At 59.0% G+C, this 19,566-nt stretch carries 22 protein-coding genes; 21 read left to right on the top strand and 1 reads right to left on the bottom strand.

The genetic code is table 11. The annotated features are described in order from the left end of the window. Positions 1–3 precede the first annotated feature (3 nt). The 5 genes from tgt (at position 4) to BLU75_RS17495 (ending at position 5,020) form a co-directional block, all read left to right on the top strand. Positions 4–1,119, top strand: coding sequence for a tRNA guanosine(34) transglycosylase Tgt (gene tgt / locus BLU75_RS17515; protein ID WP_167413914.1), 1,116 nt, complete (start codon positions 4–6; stop codon positions 1,117–1,119). A 43-nt stretch (positions 1,120–1,162) separates the two neighbouring features. After that, on the top strand, positions 1,163–1,498 hold the full coding sequence (yajC, locus tag BLU75_RS17510; protein WP_084380019.1) for a preprotein translocase subunit YajC: 336 nt from the start codon (positions 1,163–1,165) through the stop codon (positions 1,496–1,498). A gap of 62 nt (positions 1,499–1,560) precedes the next feature. Further along, complete coding sequence (secD, locus tag BLU75_RS17505; RefSeq protein WP_084380020.1) at positions 1,561–3,429, top strand: protein translocase subunit SecD; 1,869 nt, start codon at positions 1,561–1,563, stop codon at positions 3,427–3,429. 9 nt (positions 3,430–3,438) lie between these two features. After that, positions 3,439–4,353, top strand: a complete 915-nt coding sequence (gene secF, locus BLU75_RS17500; protein WP_084380021.1) for a protein translocase subunit SecF — start codon at positions 3,439–3,441, stop codon at positions 4,351–4,353. A 124-nt stretch (positions 4,354–4,477) separates the two neighbouring features. Beyond that, positions 4,478–5,020 (top strand): glycine zipper 2TM domain-containing protein, encoded by a 543-nt coding sequence (locus BLU75_RS17495; RefSeq protein WP_084380022.1) that lies wholly within the window; start codon positions 4,478–4,480, stop codon positions 5,018–5,020. 222 nt (positions 5,021–5,242) lie between these two features. Here BLU75_RS17495 and suhB read toward each other — a convergent pair whose 3' ends face one another. Next, a complete protein-coding gene (suhB, locus tag BLU75_RS17490; protein WP_003175971.1) occupies positions 5,243–6,058 on the bottom strand; it encodes a type III secretion system regulator SuhB in 816 nt (271 codons plus the stop codon). Between the two features lie 145 nt (positions 6,059–6,203). Here suhB and trmJ point away from each other — a divergent pair, with 145 nt between their 5' ends. The 16 genes from trmJ to hisS all read left to right on the top strand — a co-directional run bounded on the left by trmJ (position 6,204) and on the right by hisS (position 19,566). After that, positions 6,204–6,974, top strand: coding sequence for a tRNA (cytosine(32)/uridine(32)-2'-O)-methyltransferase TrmJ (gene trmJ, locus BLU75_RS17485; protein WP_084380023.1), 771 nt, complete (start codon positions 6,204–6,206; stop codon positions 6,972–6,974). A gap of 3 nt (positions 6,975–6,977) precedes the next feature. Continuing rightward, the gene (gene cysE / locus BLU75_RS17480) at positions 6,978–7,760 is read left to right on the top strand and encodes a serine O-acetyltransferase (RefSeq protein ID WP_084380024.1); all 783 of its coding nucleotides are present in this window, start codon (positions 6,978–6,980) and stop codon (positions 7,758–7,760) included. A gap of 300 nt (positions 7,761–8,060) precedes the next feature. Continuing rightward, positions 8,061–8,552 (top strand): Fe-S cluster assembly transcriptional regulator IscR, encoded by a 492-nt coding sequence (gene iscR, locus BLU75_RS17475; protein ID WP_084380025.1) that lies wholly within the window; start codon positions 8,061–8,063, stop codon positions 8,550–8,552. 50 nt (positions 8,553–8,602) lie between these two features. Then, complete coding sequence (locus BLU75_RS17470; protein WP_084380026.1) at positions 8,603–9,817, top strand: IscS subfamily cysteine desulfurase; 1,215 nt, start codon at positions 8,603–8,605, stop codon at positions 9,815–9,817. 99 nt (positions 9,818–9,916) lie between these two features. Continuing rightward, entirely contained in the window at positions 9,917–10,303 is a 387-nt protein-coding gene (gene iscU, locus BLU75_RS17465; protein WP_010207899.1) for a Fe-S cluster assembly scaffold IscU, read from the top strand. Between the two features lie 29 nt (positions 10,304–10,332). Beyond that, a complete protein-coding gene (gene iscA, locus BLU75_RS17460) occupies positions 10,333–10,656 on the top strand; it encodes an iron-sulfur cluster assembly protein IscA (RefSeq protein ID WP_003175963.1) in 324 nt (107 codons plus the stop codon). Between the two features lie 8 nt (positions 10,657–10,664). Next, entirely contained in the window at positions 10,665–11,186 is a 522-nt protein-coding gene (gene hscB, locus BLU75_RS17455; RefSeq protein WP_084380027.1) for a co-chaperone HscB, read from the top strand. A 51-nt stretch (positions 11,187–11,237) separates the two neighbouring features. Beyond that, the gene (gene hscA / locus BLU75_RS17450) at positions 11,238–13,100 is read left to right on the top strand and encodes a Fe-S protein assembly chaperone HscA (protein WP_084380028.1); all 1,863 of its coding nucleotides are present in this window, start codon (positions 11,238–11,240) and stop codon (positions 13,098–13,100) included. Between the two features lie 3 nt (positions 13,101–13,103). After that, positions 13,104–13,445, top strand: coding sequence for an ISC system 2Fe-2S type ferredoxin (gene fdx, locus BLU75_RS17445; RefSeq protein ID WP_084380029.1), 342 nt, complete (start codon positions 13,104–13,106; stop codon positions 13,443–13,445). Between the two features lie 14 nt (positions 13,446–13,459). Continuing rightward, the gene (gene iscX / locus BLU75_RS17440; protein WP_016779607.1) at positions 13,460–13,660 is read left to right on the top strand and encodes a Fe-S cluster assembly protein IscX; all 201 of its coding nucleotides are present in this window, start codon (positions 13,460–13,462) and stop codon (positions 13,658–13,660) included. Between the two features lie 90 nt (positions 13,661–13,750). Then, positions 13,751–14,176: a nucleoside-diphosphate kinase gene (gene ndk / locus BLU75_RS17435; RefSeq protein WP_060754319.1), complete on the top strand. Its 426-nt coding sequence runs from the start codon at positions 13,751–13,753 to the stop codon at positions 14,174–14,176. A gap of 29 nt (positions 14,177–14,205) precedes the next feature. Then, positions 14,206–15,354 carry a dual-specificity RNA methyltransferase RlmN gene (rlmN, locus tag BLU75_RS17430; RefSeq protein WP_084380030.1) on the top strand — a complete coding sequence of 383 codons (1,149 nt, stop codon included), beginning with the start codon at positions 14,206–14,208 and terminating at the stop codon, positions 15,352–15,354. A 12-nt stretch (positions 15,355–15,366) separates the two neighbouring features. Then, complete coding sequence (pilW, locus tag BLU75_RS17425) at positions 15,367–16,125, top strand: type IV pilus biogenesis/stability protein PilW (RefSeq protein ID WP_084380031.1); 759 nt, start codon at positions 15,367–15,369, stop codon at positions 16,123–16,125. Then, positions 16,125–17,141, top strand: a complete 1,017-nt coding sequence (locus BLU75_RS17420) for a RodZ domain-containing protein (protein WP_084380032.1) — start codon at positions 16,125–16,127, stop codon at positions 17,139–17,141. The genes pilW and BLU75_RS17420 overlap by 1 nt, the downstream gene beginning before the upstream one ends. A 2-nt stretch (positions 17,142–17,143) precedes the next feature. After that, a complete protein-coding gene (gene ispG, locus BLU75_RS17415; RefSeq protein WP_084380033.1) occupies positions 17,144–18,253 on the top strand; it encodes a flavodoxin-dependent (E)-4-hydroxy-3-methylbut-2-enyl-diphosphate synthase in 1,110 nt (369 codons plus the stop codon). A 23-nt stretch (positions 18,254–18,276) separates the two neighbouring features. Then, positions 18,277–19,566, top strand: a complete 1,290-nt coding sequence (gene hisS, locus BLU75_RS17410) for a histidine--tRNA ligase (protein ID WP_084380034.1) — start codon at positions 18,277–18,279, stop codon at positions 19,564–19,566.

The following is a 19,566-nucleotide window of genomic DNA, read 5'->3' as shown; positions in this document are numbered from 1 at the left end:
CGTATGTCGTTTGAACTGCTGGCCACCGACGGCAAGGCCCGTCGCGGTCGCCTGACCTTCCCGCGTGGCACCGTCGAAACCCCGGCGTTCATGCCGGTCGGCACTTACGGCACGGTCAAAGGCATGCTGCCCCGGGACATCGTCGCCACCGGCGCCGAGATGATCCTGGGCAACACCTTTCACCTGTGGCTGCGCCCGGGTACTGAGGTGATCAAAAAGCACGGCGACCTGCATGACTTCATGAAGTGGCAAGGCCCGATCCTCACCGATTCCGGTGGTTTCCAGGTGTTCAGCCTGGGCGCCATGCGCAAGATCAAAGAGGAGGGCGTGACCTTCGCCTCGCCGGTGGATGGCTCCAAAGTGTTCATGGGGCCGGAAGAGTCGATGCAGGTCCAGCGTGACCTGGGTTCCGACATCGTGATGATCTTTGACGAATGCACGCCGTACCCGGCCGATGAAGAAGTGGCGCGGGTCTCGATGGAATTGTCGCTGCGCTGGGCCCAGCGTTCGAAGAATGCCCATGGTGACAACACCGCGGCGTTGTTCGGCATTGTGCAGGGCGGCATGCATGAAAACTTGCGCAAACGCTCCCTGGAAGGCCTCGACAAGATCGGCTTTGACGGCCTGGCCATCGGCGGCTTGTCGGTGGGCGAACCCAAGCACGAGATGATCAAGGTGCTGGATTACCTGCCGGGCCTGATGCCGGCTGACAAACCTCGTTACCTTATGGGCGTTGGCAAACCGGAAGATCTCGTAGAGGGTGTGCGCCGCGGTGTGGACATGTTCGATTGCGTGATGCCAACCCGTAATGCCCGCAATGGGCATCTGTTCATCGATACAGGCGTGCTGAAGATCCGTAACGCGTTCCATCGCCATGATGATTCGCCGCTGGATCCCACCTGTGATTGCTATACCTGCCAGAACTTCTCCCGTGCTTATCTGCACCATCTGGACAAGTGTGGGGAAATGCTGGGTAGCATGTTGAATACCATCCACAATTTGCGTCACTACCAAGTCCTGATGGCTGGTTTGCGCGAGGCTATTCAACAGGGTACATTGGCCGCCTTCGTCGATGCCTTCTATGCCAAGCGCGGGCTGCCCGTGCCGCCCTTGGACTGAGTTTCCCGACCCTAAGATTCACTATTTGCAACTGGAGTGCTAAATGAGCTTTTTTATCTCTAACGCTATGGCTGACGCCGCTGCACCAGCCGCTGGCCCTATGGGTGGTGGTTTCGAGTGGATTTTCCTGGTCGGCTTCCTGGTCATCTTCTACCTGATGATCTGGCGTCCACAGGCCAAGCGCGCCAAAGAGCAGAAGAACCTGCTGGGCAGCCTGCAAAAAGGCGATGAAGTGGTCACCACCGGCGGTATCGCTGGCAAGATCACCAAGGTTTCCGATGCTTTCGTGGTTCTGGAAGTTTCCGACACCGTTGAAATGAAGTTCCAGAAAGGCGCCATCGCCGCCACGCTGCCAAAAGGCACGCTCAAAGCGATCTAAGTTTCAACCTTTACCAATCGACGGGGCGCGCAAGGCGCCCCGCGTCATAAGCGGGCGGCGTGATGCTGAACAAATACCCTCTGTGGAAATACGTACTGATCCTGGCGGTGCTGGCGATCGGTTTTATTTATTCCGCTCCCAATCTCTATCCTGATGACCCGGCGATCCAGATCACTGGCGCCAGCACTGCGCTGCAGGTCACCCAGGCTGATCTGGACCGCACCAGCAAAGCGCTGGTCGATGCGGGAATCCAGGTCAAGGCGGCAACCTTGGCGGCTGATGCGAAAGGCGGCTTGTTGCGCCTGACCAAGCAAGAAGACCAATTGCCGGCCAAAGATGTCGTGCGCAAGGTGATGGGGGATGACTATGTCGTCGCGCTGAACCTGGCACAGACTACTCCGCAATGGCTGCGCAGCATTGGCGCGCATCCGATGAAGCTGGGCCTGGACTTGTCCGGTGGTGTGCACTTCCTGCTGGAAGTGGACATGGACAAAGCCCTCGACGCACGCCTTAAGGTCTACGAAGGTGACGTGAAGAGCCTGCTGCGTAAAGAGCGCCTGCGTTATCGCAGCCTGCCGCAGCTCAACGGTGCCATCCAGCTGGGCTTTGCCGACGAAGCCGTCCGTGAACAAGCCCGTGCGCTGGTTCGCAAGAACTTCAATGATTTCGACATTGTTCCCGCCGACCTCAATGGTCAGCCGGTGCTGCGTCTGGCGATGACCCCGGCCAAGCTGGCGGAAATCCGTGAGTACTCCATCAAGCAGAACTTGACCACGGTACGTAACCGCGTCAACGAGCTGGGTGTGGCCGAGCCTTTGGTTCAGCGTCAGGGTGCCAATCGCATCGTGGTCGAGTTGCCAGGCGTGCAGGACACCGCGGAAGCCAAGCGGATCCTCGGCAAGACGGCCAACCTTGAGTTCCGTCTCGCGGCTGAGCCGGGTGCTTCCCGGGCGACGTCCGAGACATTCGAGTTCCGCGAAGGCAATCGCCCGCCTGCCCAGATCGAGCGTGGCCTGATCATCACGGGCGATCAGGTGACTGACGCCAAGGCTGGTTTCGGCGAGCAAGGCACGCCGGAAGTGAACATTCGTCTGGATGGCCACGGTGGCGAACTGATGAGCCGCGCGACGCGCAGCAACGTCGGTCGCAGCATGGCGGTGATCTTCATCGAGCAGCGTCCGGTCACCACCTACACCAAGCAAATGGTCGACGGCGTCGAGAAAGACGTGCCGGTACAGACCTTCAAGGAAGAGAAGAAGATCATCAGCCTGGCGACCATTCAGTCGCCGCTGGGGGCTCAGTTCCGGATCACCGGCCTGAATGGCCAGGGTGAATCGTCGGAGCTGGCACTGCTGCTGCGTGCCGGTGGCCTGGCGGCGCCGATGTACTTCGCCGAAGAACGCACGATCGGTCCGAGCCTGGGTGCTGACAACATCACCAAGGGTATCGATGCGTCCCTGTGGGGCATGCTGTTCGTGTCGTTGTTCATCATCGCCATCTACCGCTTCTTTGGCCTGATCGCGACCGTTGCGCTGTCGGTGAACATGGTGCTGTTGTTGGCCCTGATGTCGCTGCTGGGGGCTACACTGACCCTGCCAGGTATCGCCGGTATCGTGCTCACCATGGGTATGGCGGTGGACGCCAACGTGCTGATCTTCTCGCGGATTCGCGAAGAGATTGCAGCGGGCATGAGCGTGCAGCGCGCAATCAACGAAGGCTTTGGCCGGGCATTTACCGCAATTCTCGACTCCAACCTGACCACATTGCTGGTCGGCGGGATTCTCTTTGCCATGGGCACCGGCCCGGTCAAAGGTTTTGCGGTGACCATGTCCCTGGGTATCTTTACCTCGATGTTCACGGCCATCATGGTGACCCGTTCAATGGTCAACCTGATCTTTGGCGGACGTGACTTCAAGAAGTTGTGGATTTAAGGGGCTGCCATGTTACGTACAATCAATTTCATGGGCGTTCGCAACGTTGCGTTCGGCGTCACCGTGCTCCTTACTGTTCTGGCGTTGTTCAGCTGGTTCCATAAGGGCCTGAACTACGGTCTGGACTTCACCGGCGGTACGCTCATCGAGCTGACCTACGAGAAGCCGGCCGACGTTGCCCAGGTGCGCAACGAGCTGGTCAAGGCCGGCTACGACGAAGCCGTGGTACAAAGCTTTGGCGCGACCACCGATCTGCTGGTGCGTATGCCGGGCGACGATCCGCAGTTGGGGCATCAGGTTGCCGAAGCCTTGCAGAAAGTCGACGACGGCAACCGAGCGTCGGTCAAGCGCGTTGAATTCGTAGGCCCGCAAGTGGGTGAAGAGCTGCGAGACCAGGGCGGCCTCGGCATGCTGCTGGCGTTGGGCGGTATCATGCTCTACCTGGCTTTCCGCTTTCAGTGGAAGTTCGGGGTGGGCGCTATCGTCTCGCTGATCCACGACGTGATCGTGACCGTGGGTATCCTGGCGTATTTCCAGATTACCTTCGACCTCACCGTATTGGCGGCGGTACTGGCGATCATTGGTTATTCCCTCAACGACACCATCGTGGTATTCGACCGGGTTCGCGAGAACTTCCGGGTGCTGCGCAAGGCGACGTTGATCGAGAACATCAATATCTCCACGACCCAGACCCTGCTGCGGACCATGGCGACGTCGATCTCGACGCTGTTGGCGATCGGCGCACTGATGATTTTCGGTGGCGACAACCTGTGGGGCTTCTCCCTGGCGCTGTTCATCGGTGTGCTGGCGGGTACTTACTCGTCGATCTACATCGCTAACGTGGTGCTGATCTGGCTGGACCTCAGTAGCGAAGACCTGATTCCTTCGGTCGCGACCGACAAGGAGATTGACGACCGTCCTTGATGGGCGTTTGTTGGTCGGCTGTCGTAAAAGAGGGCGTGAGAATTGAACTCACGCCTTTTTTTTTGCTCCAAGGTTGGGTATAGCGCGGACGTTTCGGTCCGCTTGTGATGGTCAGGAGGTTCACGTGAACAAGTCGTTACTGGTTGGTGCGGTATTGGGTGCTGTCGGTGTGACTGCCGGGGGTGCTGTCGCCACCTACAGCCTGGTAAAAAGCGGCCCTGAGTATGCGCAAGTACTGGCAGTGCAGCCGGTCAAGACCCAGATCAAAACACCGCGTGAGGTCTGCAAGGACGTCACCGTGACCCGGCAGCGTCCGGTGCAGGATCAGCATCAAATCGCCGGCACTGTGGTCGGTGCCCTGGCGGGTGGCTTGCTGGGGAATCAGATCGGTGGTGGTAGCGGCAAGAAGATCGCGACCGTGGCTGGCGCCGTGGGTGGTGGTTATGCCGGTAACAAGGTGCAGGAAGGTATGCAGAACCGTGATACCTACACCACCACGCAGACTCGCTGCAACACCGTGAATGACATCAGCGATAAGGTTGTCGGGTATGACGTGCGTTATAACCTGGATGGCAAGGAAGGCACGGTGCGTATGGAACGTGATCCAGGCGGGCAGATTCCGGTGGATAAGGAAGGGCGTCTGATCCTGGGTCAAAACCAGCAATAATTCCGGGCCTGGCGCAGATTCAAAAAGCTGTGCAATTCAAAATGTGGGAAGGGGTTTGCTCCCGATAGTGGTGGGTCAGTCAGTCGATTAGGCGCTGACCTACTGCAATCGGGAGCAAGCCTCTTCCCACATGTGCTTGGTGGTGTGGCTGGTATTTCAGGCGCAAGCAAATCCAAGGCAAAAAAAAGCACCTCGAAAGGTGCTTTTTTTGTGCTTGCTCGCTTAGCGCTTCAGCGAAGCCGGCAGGTGCGGCTGAATAGCCGTCAGCACCGCCTTGAAGCATTTGGTGTTGCCGGCTACGACGTGACCCTTTTCCAGGAAATCGTGACCGCCAGTGAAGTCGCTCACCAGGCCGCCGGCTTCTTGAATCAGCAGTGCGCCTGCCGCCATGTCCCATTCCGACAGGCCTGACTCCCAGAACGCATCAAAACGACCGGCGGCGACATAGGCCAGGTCGAGGCTGGCGGCGCCAGCGCGACGGATGCCTGCGGTCTGGCCAACCAGGGCGCGGAACATACCCAGGTAGTTTTCCAGGTTGTCCATCTGGTCATCGCGGAACGGGAAGCCGGTGCCCAGCAGGGCGCCGTCCAGGCTGGTGCGGCCGCTGACGCGCAGGCGACGACCGTTCAACTGGGCGCCACGGCCACGGCTGGCGGTGAATTCTTCCTGGCGAACCGGATCCAGTACAACGGCGTGTTCCAGACGGCCGCGGTATTTGCAGGCAATGCTCACGGCAAAATGCGGGATGCCGCGCAGGAAGTTGGTGGTGCCGTCCAGTGGGTCGATGATCCACAGGTAGTCTTCGCCTTCGCCGCTACCTTTGTGCAAGCCGGTTTCTTCACCGAGGATGCCGTGAGTAGGGTAGGCCTTGCGCAGGGCGTCGATGATTTTCTGTTCGGCGGCGCGATCCACCTCGGACACATAATCCTTGGCGTCTTTTTCGTCGACCTTGATGGTATCCAGGCGCTCGATGGAGCGGAAGATCAATTCACTGGCGCTGCGGGCGGCGCGCAGCGCGATATTCAGCATGGGCTGCATGGATGTGTCACCTAAGGTTGTTAAAGAAAGCCGAGCATTCTAGCAGAAACTTTCTTCAGGTGAAGGACGACGTTCGCTTTCATGGCATAACCTTAGGCGGTTCTGTAAGATTTGCTCCCCTTTCCCGTGTCCGAGAGCGCCTCCCTTGCTGCAGAACATTCGTGTTGTCTTGGTCAATACCAGTCACCCCGGCAATATCGGTGGGGTGGCGCGAGCCATGAAAAACATGGGGCTGACGCGCCTGGTGCTGGTTGAACCGCGCCTGTTTCCGCACCATGAGGCTGATGCTCGTGCATCCGGCGCCAATGACATCCTTGAAAAAGCTCAGGTCGTCGCCACTTTGGAAGAGGTCTTGGTCGGCTGTAATCTGGTGCTCGGCACCAGTGCTCGCGACCGTCGAATTCCTTGGCCGCTGCTTGATCCCCGCGAGTGCGGGACCAAAGTGGTCGAGGAGGCGACCGATGGTGCTGAAATCGCGCTGGTGTTCGGTCGTGAAGATTCCGGCTTGACCAATGAGGAGCTGCAGCGATGTCATTATCACGTGCATATTCCATCAGATCCCGAGTTCAGTTCGTTGAATCTTGGGGCTGCGGTGCAGGTGTTGAGTTATGAGGTGCGTATGGCCTGGCTGGCAGCCGCAGGGCAGCCGAGCAAGGTAGAAAAGGAAGAGGTTGCGTCGACCAAAAGTGGCGAATTGGCCACCATGGACGAGCTGGAGCGGTTCTATGAGCACCTGGAGCAGACCCTGGTGTCCATCGAATTCCTCGATCCTGAAAAACCACGGCATTTGATGGCGCGCCTACGTCGACTGTACGGGCGCAGTTCAGTCAGTCGAGCAGAAATGAACATATTGCGTGGCATCCTCACGGAAACCCAGAAAGCGGCCCGTGGCGAGCTTCTTAAGCGGAAGGATTAAAAAATGTTCGAGCGTTTGCGAGAAGATATCCAGAGTGTTTTCCATCGTGACCCGGCGGCGCGCAACGCCTTCGAGGTGCTGACCTGCTACCCGGGCATGCATGCGATCTGGATTCATCGTCTGTCGGGAGCCTTGTGGGGCATGGGCTGGAAATGGCTGGCGCGACTGGTGTCGAACTTCGGTCGCTGGCTGACCGGGATCGAGATTCATCCGGGGGCCAAGGTCGGGCGTCGCTTCTTCATCGACCACGGCATGGGCATTGTGATTGGTGAAACGGCTGAAATCGGCGATGACGTGACTCTCTATCAGGGCGTGACCCTGGGTGGCACCAGTTGGAATAAGGGCAAGCGTCACCCGACCCTGGGGGACGGCGTGGTAGTGGGGGCGGGCGCCAAGGTATTGGGCCCGTTCACTGTCGGGGCGGGCGCCAAGATCGGCTCCAATGCGGTGGTCACCAAGGCTGTTCCGCCGGGTGCGACCGTGGTGGGTATCCCGGGGCGGATCATCGTCAAGCCGGAAGTCGGCGACGAGCAGGAAGCCAAGCGCAAGGCGATGGCCGAGAAGATCGGCTTCGATGCCTATGGTGTCGGTGAAGACATGCCCGACCCGGTGGCGCGCGCCATTGGCCAGTTGCTCGATCACCTGCAGGCGGTGGATGGCAAGCTCGACGGAATGTGCGGGGCGCTGAAAGAGCTGGGCAGCACCTACTGCGCTAAAGACCTTCCAGAGCTGCGCGAAGAAGATTTCGCCGAAATCAAGGACGAGACGACCACCAAGGTCAGTTGAGGCCCAGGGAGCAGCGCAAACCCATGTGGGAGCGGGCTTGCTCGCGAATTCGGAGTGTCAGTCGCCGACTATATCGACTGATTCAGCGCGTTCGCGAGCAAGCCCGTTCCCACATATGCTCTCCGTTAGTCTGCGACTCCCGTTCGTCCTTGTTCCTGCTGTTCGTCCCCGCCCCTTCCTGCTATGATTTGCGCGCCCTTTTTACGGGTATTCCTGACTAAAGTACTAGGTCTTATAGTTGACTTAAATACTCGGGAATAGCATAATTGCTCCCATTCTGAAGCACCTTGGTATTTGTCCATGAGACTGACTACAAAAGGCCGATATGCGGTGACCGCCATGCTGGATCTGGCCTTGCACGCGCAAAATGGCCCGGTGTCCCTGGCCGATATCTCCGAGCGTCAAGGCATTTCCCTGTCTTACCTCGAGCAACTGTTCGCCAAGTTGCGCCGCAGCAATCTGGTTTCCAGTGTTCGCGGTCCTGGTGGCGGTTATCAGTTGTCTCGCGACATGCAGGGTATCCAGGTTGCACAGGTGATCGACGCGGTGAATGAATCCGTCGACGCCACCAAGTGTCAGGGGTTGGGTGATTGCCATGCTGGCGACACCTGCCTGACGCACCACTTGTGGTGTGACCTGAGCCTGCAGATTCATGATTTTTTGAGTGGTATCAGCTTGGCTGATCTTGTAACTCGCCGTGAGGTGCAAGAAGTAGCCCAGCGTCAGGACCAGCGCCGATGCAACACCAGGGCGCCGCTTCTGGACAAGATTGAAGCGTCCGCCGTCGAGTGACAGCCGCAGAGCTAACGGCACGCCAGCCAGCCTGATTTAGGAGAAAGTCCATGAAATTGCCGATTTACCTTGATTACTCAGCGACCACCCCGGTTGATCCGCGTGTTGCGCAAAAGATGAGTGAATGCCTGTTGGTTGACGGAAACTTCGGCAACCCTGCCTCCCGTTCCCACGTATTCGGCTGGAAAGCCGAGGAATCGGTCGAGAACGCTCGTCGTCAGGTCGCCGACCTGGTCAATGCCGACCCACGCGAAATCGTCTGGACTTCCGGTGCCACCGAGTCCGACAACCTGGCAATCAAGGGTGCGGCGCATTTCTACGCCACCAAAGGCAAGCACCTGATCACCACCAAGATTGAGCACAAGGCTGTCCTCGACACCATGCGCCAACTCGAACGTGAAGGGTTTGAGGTCACCTACCTCGAGCCGACCACCGACGGCATCGTGACCCCAGCGATGATTGAAGCGGCGATGCGTGAAGACACCATCCTGGTTTCGGTCATCCACGTGAACAACGAAATCGGCACGATCAACGACATCGCGGCCATCGGCGAGTTGACCCGCTCCAAGGGCGTGCTGCTGCACGTCGACGCGGCGCAGTCTACCGGTAAGGTCGACATCGACCTGTCCCAACTGAAAGTTGATCTGATGTCGTTCTCGGCGCACAAAACCTACGGCCCCAAGGGTATCGGCGCCCTCTACGTGAGCCGCAAGCCACGCGTGCGCATCGAAGCCACCATGCACGGCGGCGGACACGAGCGCGGCATGCGTTCCGGCACCCTGGCGACCCACCAGATCGTTGGCATGGGCGAAGCCTTCCGTGTGGCCAAAGAAGACATGGCTGCCGAAAACGTGCGCATCAAGGCGTTGAACGAGCGTTTCTACAAGCAGGTCGAGAACCTCGAAGAACTCTACGTCAATGGCAGCATGACCGCCCGCGTACCGCACAACTTGAATTTGAGCTTCAACTACGTCGAAGGCGAGTCGCTGATCATGGCGCTCAAGGATCTGGCGGTTTCGTCCGGTTCGGCCTGCACCTCGGCCTCCCTTGAGCCGTCTTACGTCCTGCGCGCCCTGGGCCGCAACGATGAGTTGGCGCATAGCTCGATCCGCTTTACGTTCGGCCGTTTCACCACCGAAGAAGAAGTCGATTACGCCGCGCAGAAAGTCTGCGAGGCTGTCACCAAGCTGCGTACCTTGTCGCCGTTGTGGGACATGTACAAGGACGGTGTCGATATCTCCAAGATCGAGTGGGCGGCACACTAACTATAGAAGCCGCCACCCAAGCTCTGTAGGAACGTGGCGGAAAACGCAGGCGTTTTTACAGGGTTCCAGAGCGGCCCTGATGAGTGAGGATTCAGTACCATGGCTTATAGCGAAAAGGTCATCGACCACTACGAAAACCCGCGTAACGTCGGCAAGATGGACGCGGAAGACCCAGATGTCGGCACCGGCATGGTCGGCGCCCCGGCGTGCGGCGACGTAATGCGCCTGCAGATCAAGGTCAACGACAACGGCGTTATCGAAGATGCCAAGTTCAAGACCTACGGCTGCGGTTCTGCCATCGCCTCCAGCTCCCTGGCGACCGAATGGATGAAAGGCAAGACCCTGGATGAGGCTGTGACTATCAGCAACACCCAACTGGCCGAAGAACTGGCCCTGCCGCCAGTGAAAATCCACTGCTCGGTACTCGCGGAAGACGCCATCAAGGCGGCTGTTCGCGACTACAAGCAGAAGAAAGGCTTGATCTAAGCAATTTGGCGACGAGTAAGGAGTCAACGATGGCTATCAGCATGACAGAAGCGGCTGCGCAGCACATTCGCCGCTCCCTGAATGGGCGCGGTAAAGGTGAGGGAATTCGTCTGGGTGTTCGCACCACGGGCTGTTCCGGCCTTGCCTACGTGCTGGAGTTTGTCGATGAGGTGGTGGCGGAAGATCAGGTGTTCGAAAGTCACGGCGAGAAAGTGATCATCGACCCGAAAAGCCTGACCTACCTGGACGGCACCGAGCTCGATTTTGTCAAGGAAGGGTTGAACGAAGGCTTCAAGTTCAACAACCCCAACGTGCGCGGTGAATGTGGCTGCGGCGAAAGCTTCAACATCTGAGGCTATTTGTGGGTACTCCTTGTCATTTCGCTTTATTTGACCTGCAGCCGAGTTTTCGGCTGGATCTCGATCAGCTTGCCACGCGCTATCGTGAACTGGCGCGTGGGGTGCATCCTGACCGCTTCGCTGACGCTTCCGAGCGTGAGCAGCGGTTGGCGCTGGAGCAGTCGGCCAGCCTCAATGAAGCCTATCAGACGCTGAAAAACCCACCTAAGCGTGCGCGTTACCTGCTTGCGTTGAACGGTGGCGAGTTGCCGCTTGAAGTCACGGTGCATGATCCGGACTTCCTGCTGCAACAGATGCAGTGGCGCGAAGAACTCGAAGAGCTGCAGGACGAAGCCGATCTGGCGGGCGTCGCGGTCTTCAAGCGTCGCCTGAAAGTGGCCCAGGACCAACTCAACGAAAGCTTCGCAGCCTGTTGGGATGATGCAGCGCAGCGCGAACAGGCCGAACGCCTGATGCGGCGCATGCAGTTCCTCGACAAGCTCACCTACGAAGTGCGCCAGTTAGAAGAGCGCCTCGACGATTAACCCAGTGCTGCCCCGATTGCACGCCTGATAGACAGATAAGACCTGATTACCATGGCTCTACTGCAGATCGCCGAACCCGGCCAAAGTCCACAACCGCACCAGCGTCGCCTGGCGGTGGGTATCGACTTGGGTACCACCAATTCACTGGTTGCTGCATTGCGCAGCGGCCTTTCCGAGCCGCTGCCCGATGCCGATGGCCAGGTTATCCTGCCGTCTGCTGTGCGATATCACGCCGATTGCGTCGAGGTCGGCGAATCGGCCAGGCTGGCGGCGTCTGCGGACCCGCTGAACACCGTGCTGTCGGTCAAGCGCCTGATGGGTCGTGGTTTGTCCGACGTCAAGCAATTGGGCGATCAACTGCCGTACCACTTTGTCGGTGGTGAGTCCCACATGCCGTTCATCGACACCGTCCAGGGGCCGAAAAGCCCGGTGGAAGTGTCGGCGGAAATTCTCAAGGTGCTGCGCCAGCGTGCCGAAACCACCTTGGGTGGGGAATTGGTCGGGGCGGTGATCACCGTTCCGGCGTATTTCGATGACGCTCAGCGGCAAGCCACCAAGGATGCGGCGAAACTCGCCGGCCTCAACGTATTGCGCCTGCTCAATGAGCCGACGGCGGCCGCCGTGGCCTACGGGCTTGACCAGCACGCCGAAGGCCTGGTCGCGATTTACGACCTGGGCGGCGGTACCTTTGATATTTCGATCCTGCGCCTGACCGGCGGCGTGTTCGAGGTGCTGGCTACCGGTGGTGACAGCGCGCTGGGTGGCGATGACTTCGATCACGCCATTGCTGGCTGGATTATCAGCAGCGCCGGCTTGTCCGCCGATCTGGATCCGGGCGCGCAACGTAATTTGCTGCAGACCGCCTGTGCCGCCAAAGAAGCCTTGACTGGCGCGGCTTGCGTTGAAGTCTCCTACGGTTCCTGGTCGGCTCGGTTGAGCCGCGAAACCTTCGATGCGCTGATCGAGCCGATGGTTGCTCGCAGCCTCAAGGCCTGTCGCCGTGCCGTGCGTGATTCCGGTGTCGAGCTGGAAGACGTTGCTGCGGTGGTCATGGTGGGTGGCTCGACCCGTGTGCCGCGTGTTCGCGAAGCTGTCGCCGAAGCCTTTGGGCGTCAGCCGCTGACGGAAATCGACCCGGATCAAGTGGTCGCCATTGGTGCGGCGATCCAGGCCGATACCCTCGCCGGCAACAAGCGCGAGGGCGGCGAGTTGCTGCTGCTCGATGTGATTCCTTTGTCCCTGGGGCTGGAAACCATGGGCGGCTTGATGGAAAAGGTGATTCCGCGTAACACCACCATCCCCGTCGCCCGCGCCCAGGACTTCACGACCTACAAAGATGGCCAGACAGCCATGATGATTCATGTGCTGCAAGGTGAGCGCGAGCTGATCAGCGATTGCCGTTCCCTGGCACGCTTTGAATTGCGCGGTATCCCGGCGATGGTGGCGGGTGCGGCGAAGATCCGCGTGACCTTCCAGGTTGACGCCGACGGCTTGCTCAGCGTGGCTGCACGGGAATTGGGCTCGGGCGTCGAGGCCAGCATCCAGGTCAAGCCGTCCTACGGCCTGACCGATGGCGAAATCGCCAGGATGCTCAAGGATTCCTTCCAATATGCCGGTGACGACAAGGTCGCCCGTGTGTTGCGTGAGCAGCAAGTCGACGCCCAGCGCCTGCTCGAAGCCGTGCAGGGTGCCCTTGAGGTCGACGGCGAGCGCTTGCTGGACGCCGAAGAGCGCATGGTCATCGACCTGCAGATGCAGGAGTTGGCCGAATTGATGAAAGGCACCGATGGTTACGCCATCGAACAACAGACCAAGCGCCTTTCGCAAGTAACCGATGCCTTTGCTGCCCGTCGTATGGACCAGACGGTAAAAGCCGCCCTGGCGGGTCGCAATCTGAATGAAATTGAGGAATAACTGATGCCGCAGGTCATTTTTCTGCCACACGCCGAGCATTGCCCGGACGGTATGGTTGTGGAGGCTGAGACCGGCAAGTCCCTTCTCGACGTCGCGCATGACAACCACATCGAGATCGAGAGTGCCTGTGGCGGCGTTAACGCCTGTACCACGTGTCACTGCATCATCCGCGAAGGTTTCGATAGCCTCGAAGAGGCTGACGAGCTGGAAGAGGACTATCTTGATAGAGCGTGGGGCCTGGAGCCAACATCGCGCCTGAGCTGTCAGGCAATCGTTGGGACCGAAGACCTCACCGTTGAAATTCCGAAATATTCGCTCAACCATGCGGCCGAAGCGCCGCATTGATTCAAGGAAATGTCATGAGCCTGAAATGGGTTGATGTACAAGAAATCGCTATACAGCTTGCTGAAGCCCATCCGGATGTCGATCCTCTGTCGGTGAACTTCGTCACGCTGCGCAATCTGGTGATGGCGCTACCCGAATTTGACGACATCCCCGACCGGGGTGGAGAAAAGGTTCTGGAGGCGATTCAAGGCCTGTGGATCGAAGAAGCAGACTGAGTCCCCTTTACGCAGTTAGGCAATACCCAAGAACCCGCGTATAATTCGCGGGTTTAATTTTTCGTAAATTACCGCTTCTGGAGTTACACCATGGCTGTTCAACGTACTTTCTCCATCATCAAGCCTGACGCTGTTGCAAAAAACGTCATCGGCGAGATCACCACTCGTTTCGAAAAAGCCGGCCTGAAGGTTGTAGCTTCGAAACTCAAGCAACTGTCCAAAGCCGAAGCTGAAGGCTTCTACGCTGAGCACAGCGCTCGTGGTTTCTTCGGCGACCTGGTTGCCTTCATGATCTCCGGTCCTGTTGTTGTTCAGGTTCTGGAAGGCGAAAACGCTATCGCTCTGAACCGTGAGCTGATGGGCGCTACCAACCCTAAAGAAGCTGCTGCCGGCACCATCCGTGCTGACTTCGCTGAATCCATCGACGCCAACGCTGTTCACGGTTCGGATTCCGAAGCCGCTGCTGCTCGCGAAATCGCTTACTTTTTCGCTGCTACTGAAGTAACCGCTCGCTAAGCATTGGCTTAAAGAGTGAAGGTGAATCCATGACTACATCGACTGTAAAAACCAACCTGCTGGGTCTGACTCAACAGGAAATGGAAAAATTCTTCGACTCGATCGGGGAGAAGCGTTTCCGTGCCGGTCAGGTAATGAAGTGGATTCACCACTTTGGCGTCGATGATTTCGACGCCATGACGAACGTCAGCAAGGTCCTGCGCGACAAGCTCAAGGCCATTGCCGAGGTTCGCGGCCCCGAAGTCGTCAGCGAGGACATCTCCAGCGACGGCACCCGCAAGTGGGTGGTACGCGTGGCGTCCGGCAGTTGCGTCGAGACGGTCTACATTCCCCAGGGCAAACGTGGCACCTTGTGCGTTTCGTCCCAGGCAGGCTGTGCCCTGGACTGCAGTTTCTGTTCCACCGGCAAGCAAGGCTTCAATAGCAACCTCACCGCCGCCGAAGTTATCGGTCAGGTGTGGATTGCCAACAAATCCTTTGGCAGCGTCCCGGCAACCGTCGACCGTGCCATCACCAACGTGGTGATGATGGGCATGGGTGAGCCGCTGTTGAACTTCGATAACGTCGTTGCAGCCATGCATCTGATGATGGACGACCTGGGCTACGGCATTTCCAAGCGCCGCGTGACCCTGTCGACCTCCGGCGTGGTGCCGATGATCGATGAGCTGTCCAAGCACATCGACGTCTCCCTGGCGTTGTCCCTGCACGCACCGAATGACGCATTGCGTAATCAATTGGTGCCGATCAACAAGAAGTATCCGCTTAAGATGCTGCTCGAGTCGTGCCAGCGCTATATGTCGTCCCTGGGCGAAAAGCGCGTGCTGACCATCGAGTACACCTTGCTCAAGGACATCAATGACAAGGTTGAGCACGCGGTCGAGATGATCGAGTTGCTCAAGAACATCCCGTGCAAGGTCAACCTGATTCCGTTTAACCCGTTTCCCCATTCTGGCTACGAGCGGCCGAGCAACAACGCTATCCGCCGTTTCCAGGATCAACTGCACCAGGCCGGCTTCAATGTCACCGTCCGCACCACCCGTGGTGAAGACATTGATGCCGCCTGTGGCCAATTGGTAGGACAGGTGCTGGACCGCACCCGTCGCAGCGAGCGTTATATCGCCGTGCGCGAATTGAGCGCTGACAGTGATATGGCGCAGAACGCCGCGACCCGAACCTGAGAGAGGATCTCTATGCCCTTGCGCCTTGCGCTGCTTTTGCTTTTTGCCGGTCTGATGGCCGGTTGCGTTTCATCGGGCGCTGACAGTCCGTTGCAAACCGGCAAGGGACGTGATGAGGCGCGTGCTGCCTATGTGCAGTTGGGCTTGGGGTATCTGCGCCAGGGTTTGAGCGAGCAGGCCAAGGGGCCGTTGCAGAGGGCGCTGGCCCTCGACGGTCAGGACGCTGATGCCAATGCGGCGTTGGCCCTGGTGTTCCAGGCCCAGGCCGAGCCCGAGCTGGCGGAACAGTACTTGCGCAAGGCGCTGGCCGTGCGCCCCGGTGATCCGCGGCTGCTCAATAACTATGGCAGCTTCCTGTTCCAGCAGGCACGTTTTGCCGAAGCATCCGGTTATTTTCAGCAAGCGGCAGCCGATACCCTCTATCCTGAGCGTTCCCGGGTTTTCGAGAACCTCGGTGTGACCTCGATGCGCCTCGGGCAGCGTGACAGCGCTCGCCGGCAACTGGAAAAAGCCCTGCACTTGAACCAGCGCCAGCCTCGGGCCTTGCTCGAAATGGCTGAGTTGTCTTATGAAGACAGGCATTATGTGCCAGCACGTGACTATTACGAGCGTTTTAGCCTGCTCAGCGGGCAAAATGCACGTAGTCTATTGCTCGGCGTGCGCTTGGCTGCGGTTCATGAGGAACGCGACAAGGCCGCACGTTTTGGCCAGCAATTAGAACGACTCTATCCCGGTACGCCGGAATATCAGCAATACCTGTCGGAGCAATGATGAAAGCCGCGCACCCGGAAGTTGTAGCCGCTAATCGTGTAAACCCAGGCGAGACCTTGCGTCAGGCCCGCGAAAGCAATGGTTGGTCGTTGGCCGAAGTGGCCCTCAAGCTCAATTTGACCACCACTTCCCTGGGCAACCTGGAAAACGGTGCGTTCGACAAGCTGCCGGGGCACACCTTTTCCCGCGGCTACATCCGTGCCTACGCCAAGTTGCTGGGTATCGACCAGGCGGCTCTGGTCCAGGAGTTCGACCAGTTCACCGGCACTGATTCCCAAGGCAGCAGCGTTCACGGCCTGGGTCGTATCGAAGAACCAGTGCGGGTCTCCCACACTATCCTGCGCATCGTCAGCCTGTTGTTGCTGATCGCTGTGATCGGTGGCGGTTTTCTCTGGTGGCAGGACCAGGCCTCCCTGCGCAGCAAGGACCTGACCAGTAACGCCCTTGAGCATGTCGAAGTCGAAAGCGCCGACGGCACCACCCAGATTCATCCTCTGGACGAGCCGGAAGATCAGGCGGTGGTTCAGGGGCAGACTGCGCCGCAAGGTCAGAGCCTGGATTTGCAAACGGGTCAACCGGCTGCCGAGACGGGCGCCGATCCGGCCGCGACCGCTGTGCAACCGGCTCCTGGCGCCACTGCTCCCGTTACCCCGGCTGCCCCGGCTCCCGCGCCAGTCGATCCGGCCCAGACGCCGGTTGCACCCGTTGCTCCGGTTGCGCCGACTACGCCAACTGCAGCAGCCCCCGAAACCCAAGCGCCAGTCACGGTGATGGGTGATGGTCGTATCCAGATTACCTACGTCGCTGACTGCTGGACGCAAGTCAGCGATGGCACTGGCAAGGTGCTGTTCAGCGGGCTGAAGCGTAAGGGCGATACGCTGGATCAGGTCGGCAAACCTCCTCTGGCGCTGCGTCTGGGCTTTGCCCGTGGCGCGCAAGTGGTCTACAACGGCCAGCCCGTGGACGTGGCGCCGTTCACCAGTGGCGAGACCGCTCGCCTGAAGTTGGGACAATAGTCATGCACGGCGAATCTCCAATCAAACGTCGCGTATCGCGCAAGATCTGGGTCGGCTCGGTGCCGGTGGGGGGCGATGCCCCTATCGCGGTGCAGAGCATGACCAACAGCGACACCAATGATGTGGCCGCCACCGTTGCCCAGATCAACCGTCTGGAAGCGGCCGGCGTCGATATCGTGCGGGTTTCGGTTCCGGACATGGACGCCGCCGAAGCGTTCGGTCGTATCAAGCAACTGGTCAAGGTGCCGCTGGTCGCGGACATCCATTTCGATTACCGGATTGCCTTGCGTGTGGCTGAGTTGGGCGTCGATTGCCTGCGGATCAACCCAGGCAACATCGGTCGTGAAGACCGGGTGCGCGCTGTGGTGGATGCCGCCCGTGATCGCGGGATCCCGATTCGCATCGGCGTGAACGCCGGTTCCCTGGAAAAAGACCTGCAAAAGAAATATGGCGAACCGACACCTGCGGCGTTGGTCGAGTCTGCACTGCGTCACGTCGAGCACCTGGAGCGCCTGAATTTCCAGGACTTCAAGGTCAGCGTAAAGGCTTCCGATGTGTTCATGGCGGTAGAAGCCTACCGCCTGCTGGCCAAGGAAATCGTCCAGCCGCTGCACCTGGGCATCACCGAAGCCGGTGGTTTACGTTCAGGCACAGTGAAATCTGCGGTGGGTCTCGGTATGCTGCTGGCCGACGGAATTGGCGATACTATTCGCATCTCCCTGGCGGCGGACCCGGTAGAGGAAGTGAAAGTCGGCTACGACATTCTCAAATCCCTGCATTTACGTTCCCGTGGCATCAATTTTATTGCCTGCCCGAGCTGCTCGCGGCAGAACTTCGACGTGGTGAAAACCATGAACGAACTGGAAGTGCGCCTGGAAGACCTGCTGGTGCCGCTGGATGTGGCGGTGATCGGATGTGTGGTCAACGGCCCGGGTGAAGCCAAAGAGGCGCATATCGGCCTGACCGGTGGCACGCCCAACCTGATTTACATCGACGGCAAACCATCGCAGAAATTGACGAATGACAATCTGGTGGATCAGTTGGAAAGGTTGATCCGCGAGAAAGCGGCCGAAAAGGTCGAAGCTGACGCAGCGCTGATCGCGCGCGGCTGATTGAACGAATTTAAGGACTAGATGTGAGCAAGTCTCTGCAAGCCATTCGTGGCATGAACGACATCCTGCCCGAGCAGACGCCGCTGTGGCGCTACTTCGAGAGCACGGTCGCGCGTCTGCTGGATAACTACGGTTACAAGCAGATCCGCATGCCGATCGTCGAATTCACCGAGCTGTTCAAGCGCTCTATCGGTGAAGTGACCGACATCGTCGAAAAAGAGATGTACACCTTTGAAGACCGCAACGGCGACTCCCTGACCCTGCGTCCGGAAGGGACCGCCGCGTGCGTGCGCGCCGTTTTGGAGCATGGCCTCACCGGTGGTGGCCAGCCGCAGAAGCTGTGGTACATCGGTCCGATGTTCCGCCACGAGCGTCCGCAGAAAGGCCGTTATCGCCAGTTTCACCAGATTGGCCTGGAAGTCTTCAACCTCGACGGTCCGGACATCGACGCCGAGCTGATCGTGCTGACCTGGCGCCTATGGGGCCTGTTGGGTATCCGTGACGCGGTCAAGCTCGAGCTCAACAGCCTGGGCACCAGTGAGTCCCGTGGCCGCTACCGTGAAGCCCTGGTTGAGTTCCTGTCCGCACGCCTGGACCAGTTGGATGAAGACAGTCAGCGACGCCTGAAAACCAACCCGTTGCGCGTACTTGATACCAAGAATGCCGACACCCAGGCGGTACTGGTCGACGCGCCGAAAATGGCCGACTACCTGGATGACGAATCCCGCACGCACTTCGAGGGTCTCAAGGCCCGCCTGGATGCGGCCGGTATTCCTTTTGTCATCAACCCCAAGCTGGTACGCGGCCTCGATTACTACAGCAAGACCGTTTTCGAGTGGGTCACCGACAAGCTGGGCGCCCAGGGTACGGTGTGTGCCGGTGGCCGTTACGACGGCCTGGTGGAACAAATGGGCGGTAAGCCGACCACGGGTGTGGGATTCGCCATGGGGATCGAGCGCCTGATCCTGCTGCTGGAAACCCTGGAGCAGGTCCCCGAAGAAATTTCCCGTCAGGTGGATGTGTACTTGTGCGCCTTTGGCGAGGCGGCCGAACTGGCTGGCCTGGCCTTGAGCGAACAACTGCGCGACCAACTGCCGAACCTGCGCTTGCAGGTGAATGCCGGTGCCGGCAGCTTTAAAAGCCAATTCAAGAAAGCCGACAAGAGCGGTGCATTGTATGCGCTGATCCTGGGCGATGATGAGCTGGCCCAGCAAGTGGTAAGTTTCAAACCCCTGCGTGGCCAGGGCGAACAACAAAGCATTGCCTTTGATGCGCTCGCTGCGCATTTGGCCACCTGCATCGTGCAGGGTTGA

The sequence above is a fragment of the Pseudomonas mucidolens genome (genome assembly GCF_900106045.1).
GTDB classification, from domain to species: Bacteria; Pseudomonadota; Gammaproteobacteria; order Pseudomonadales; family Pseudomonadaceae; genus Aquipseudomonas; species Aquipseudomonas mucidolens.
The sequence above is the reverse complement of the archived record's forward strand: the minus strand, read 5'-3'. Positions and strand labels throughout refer to the sequence as shown.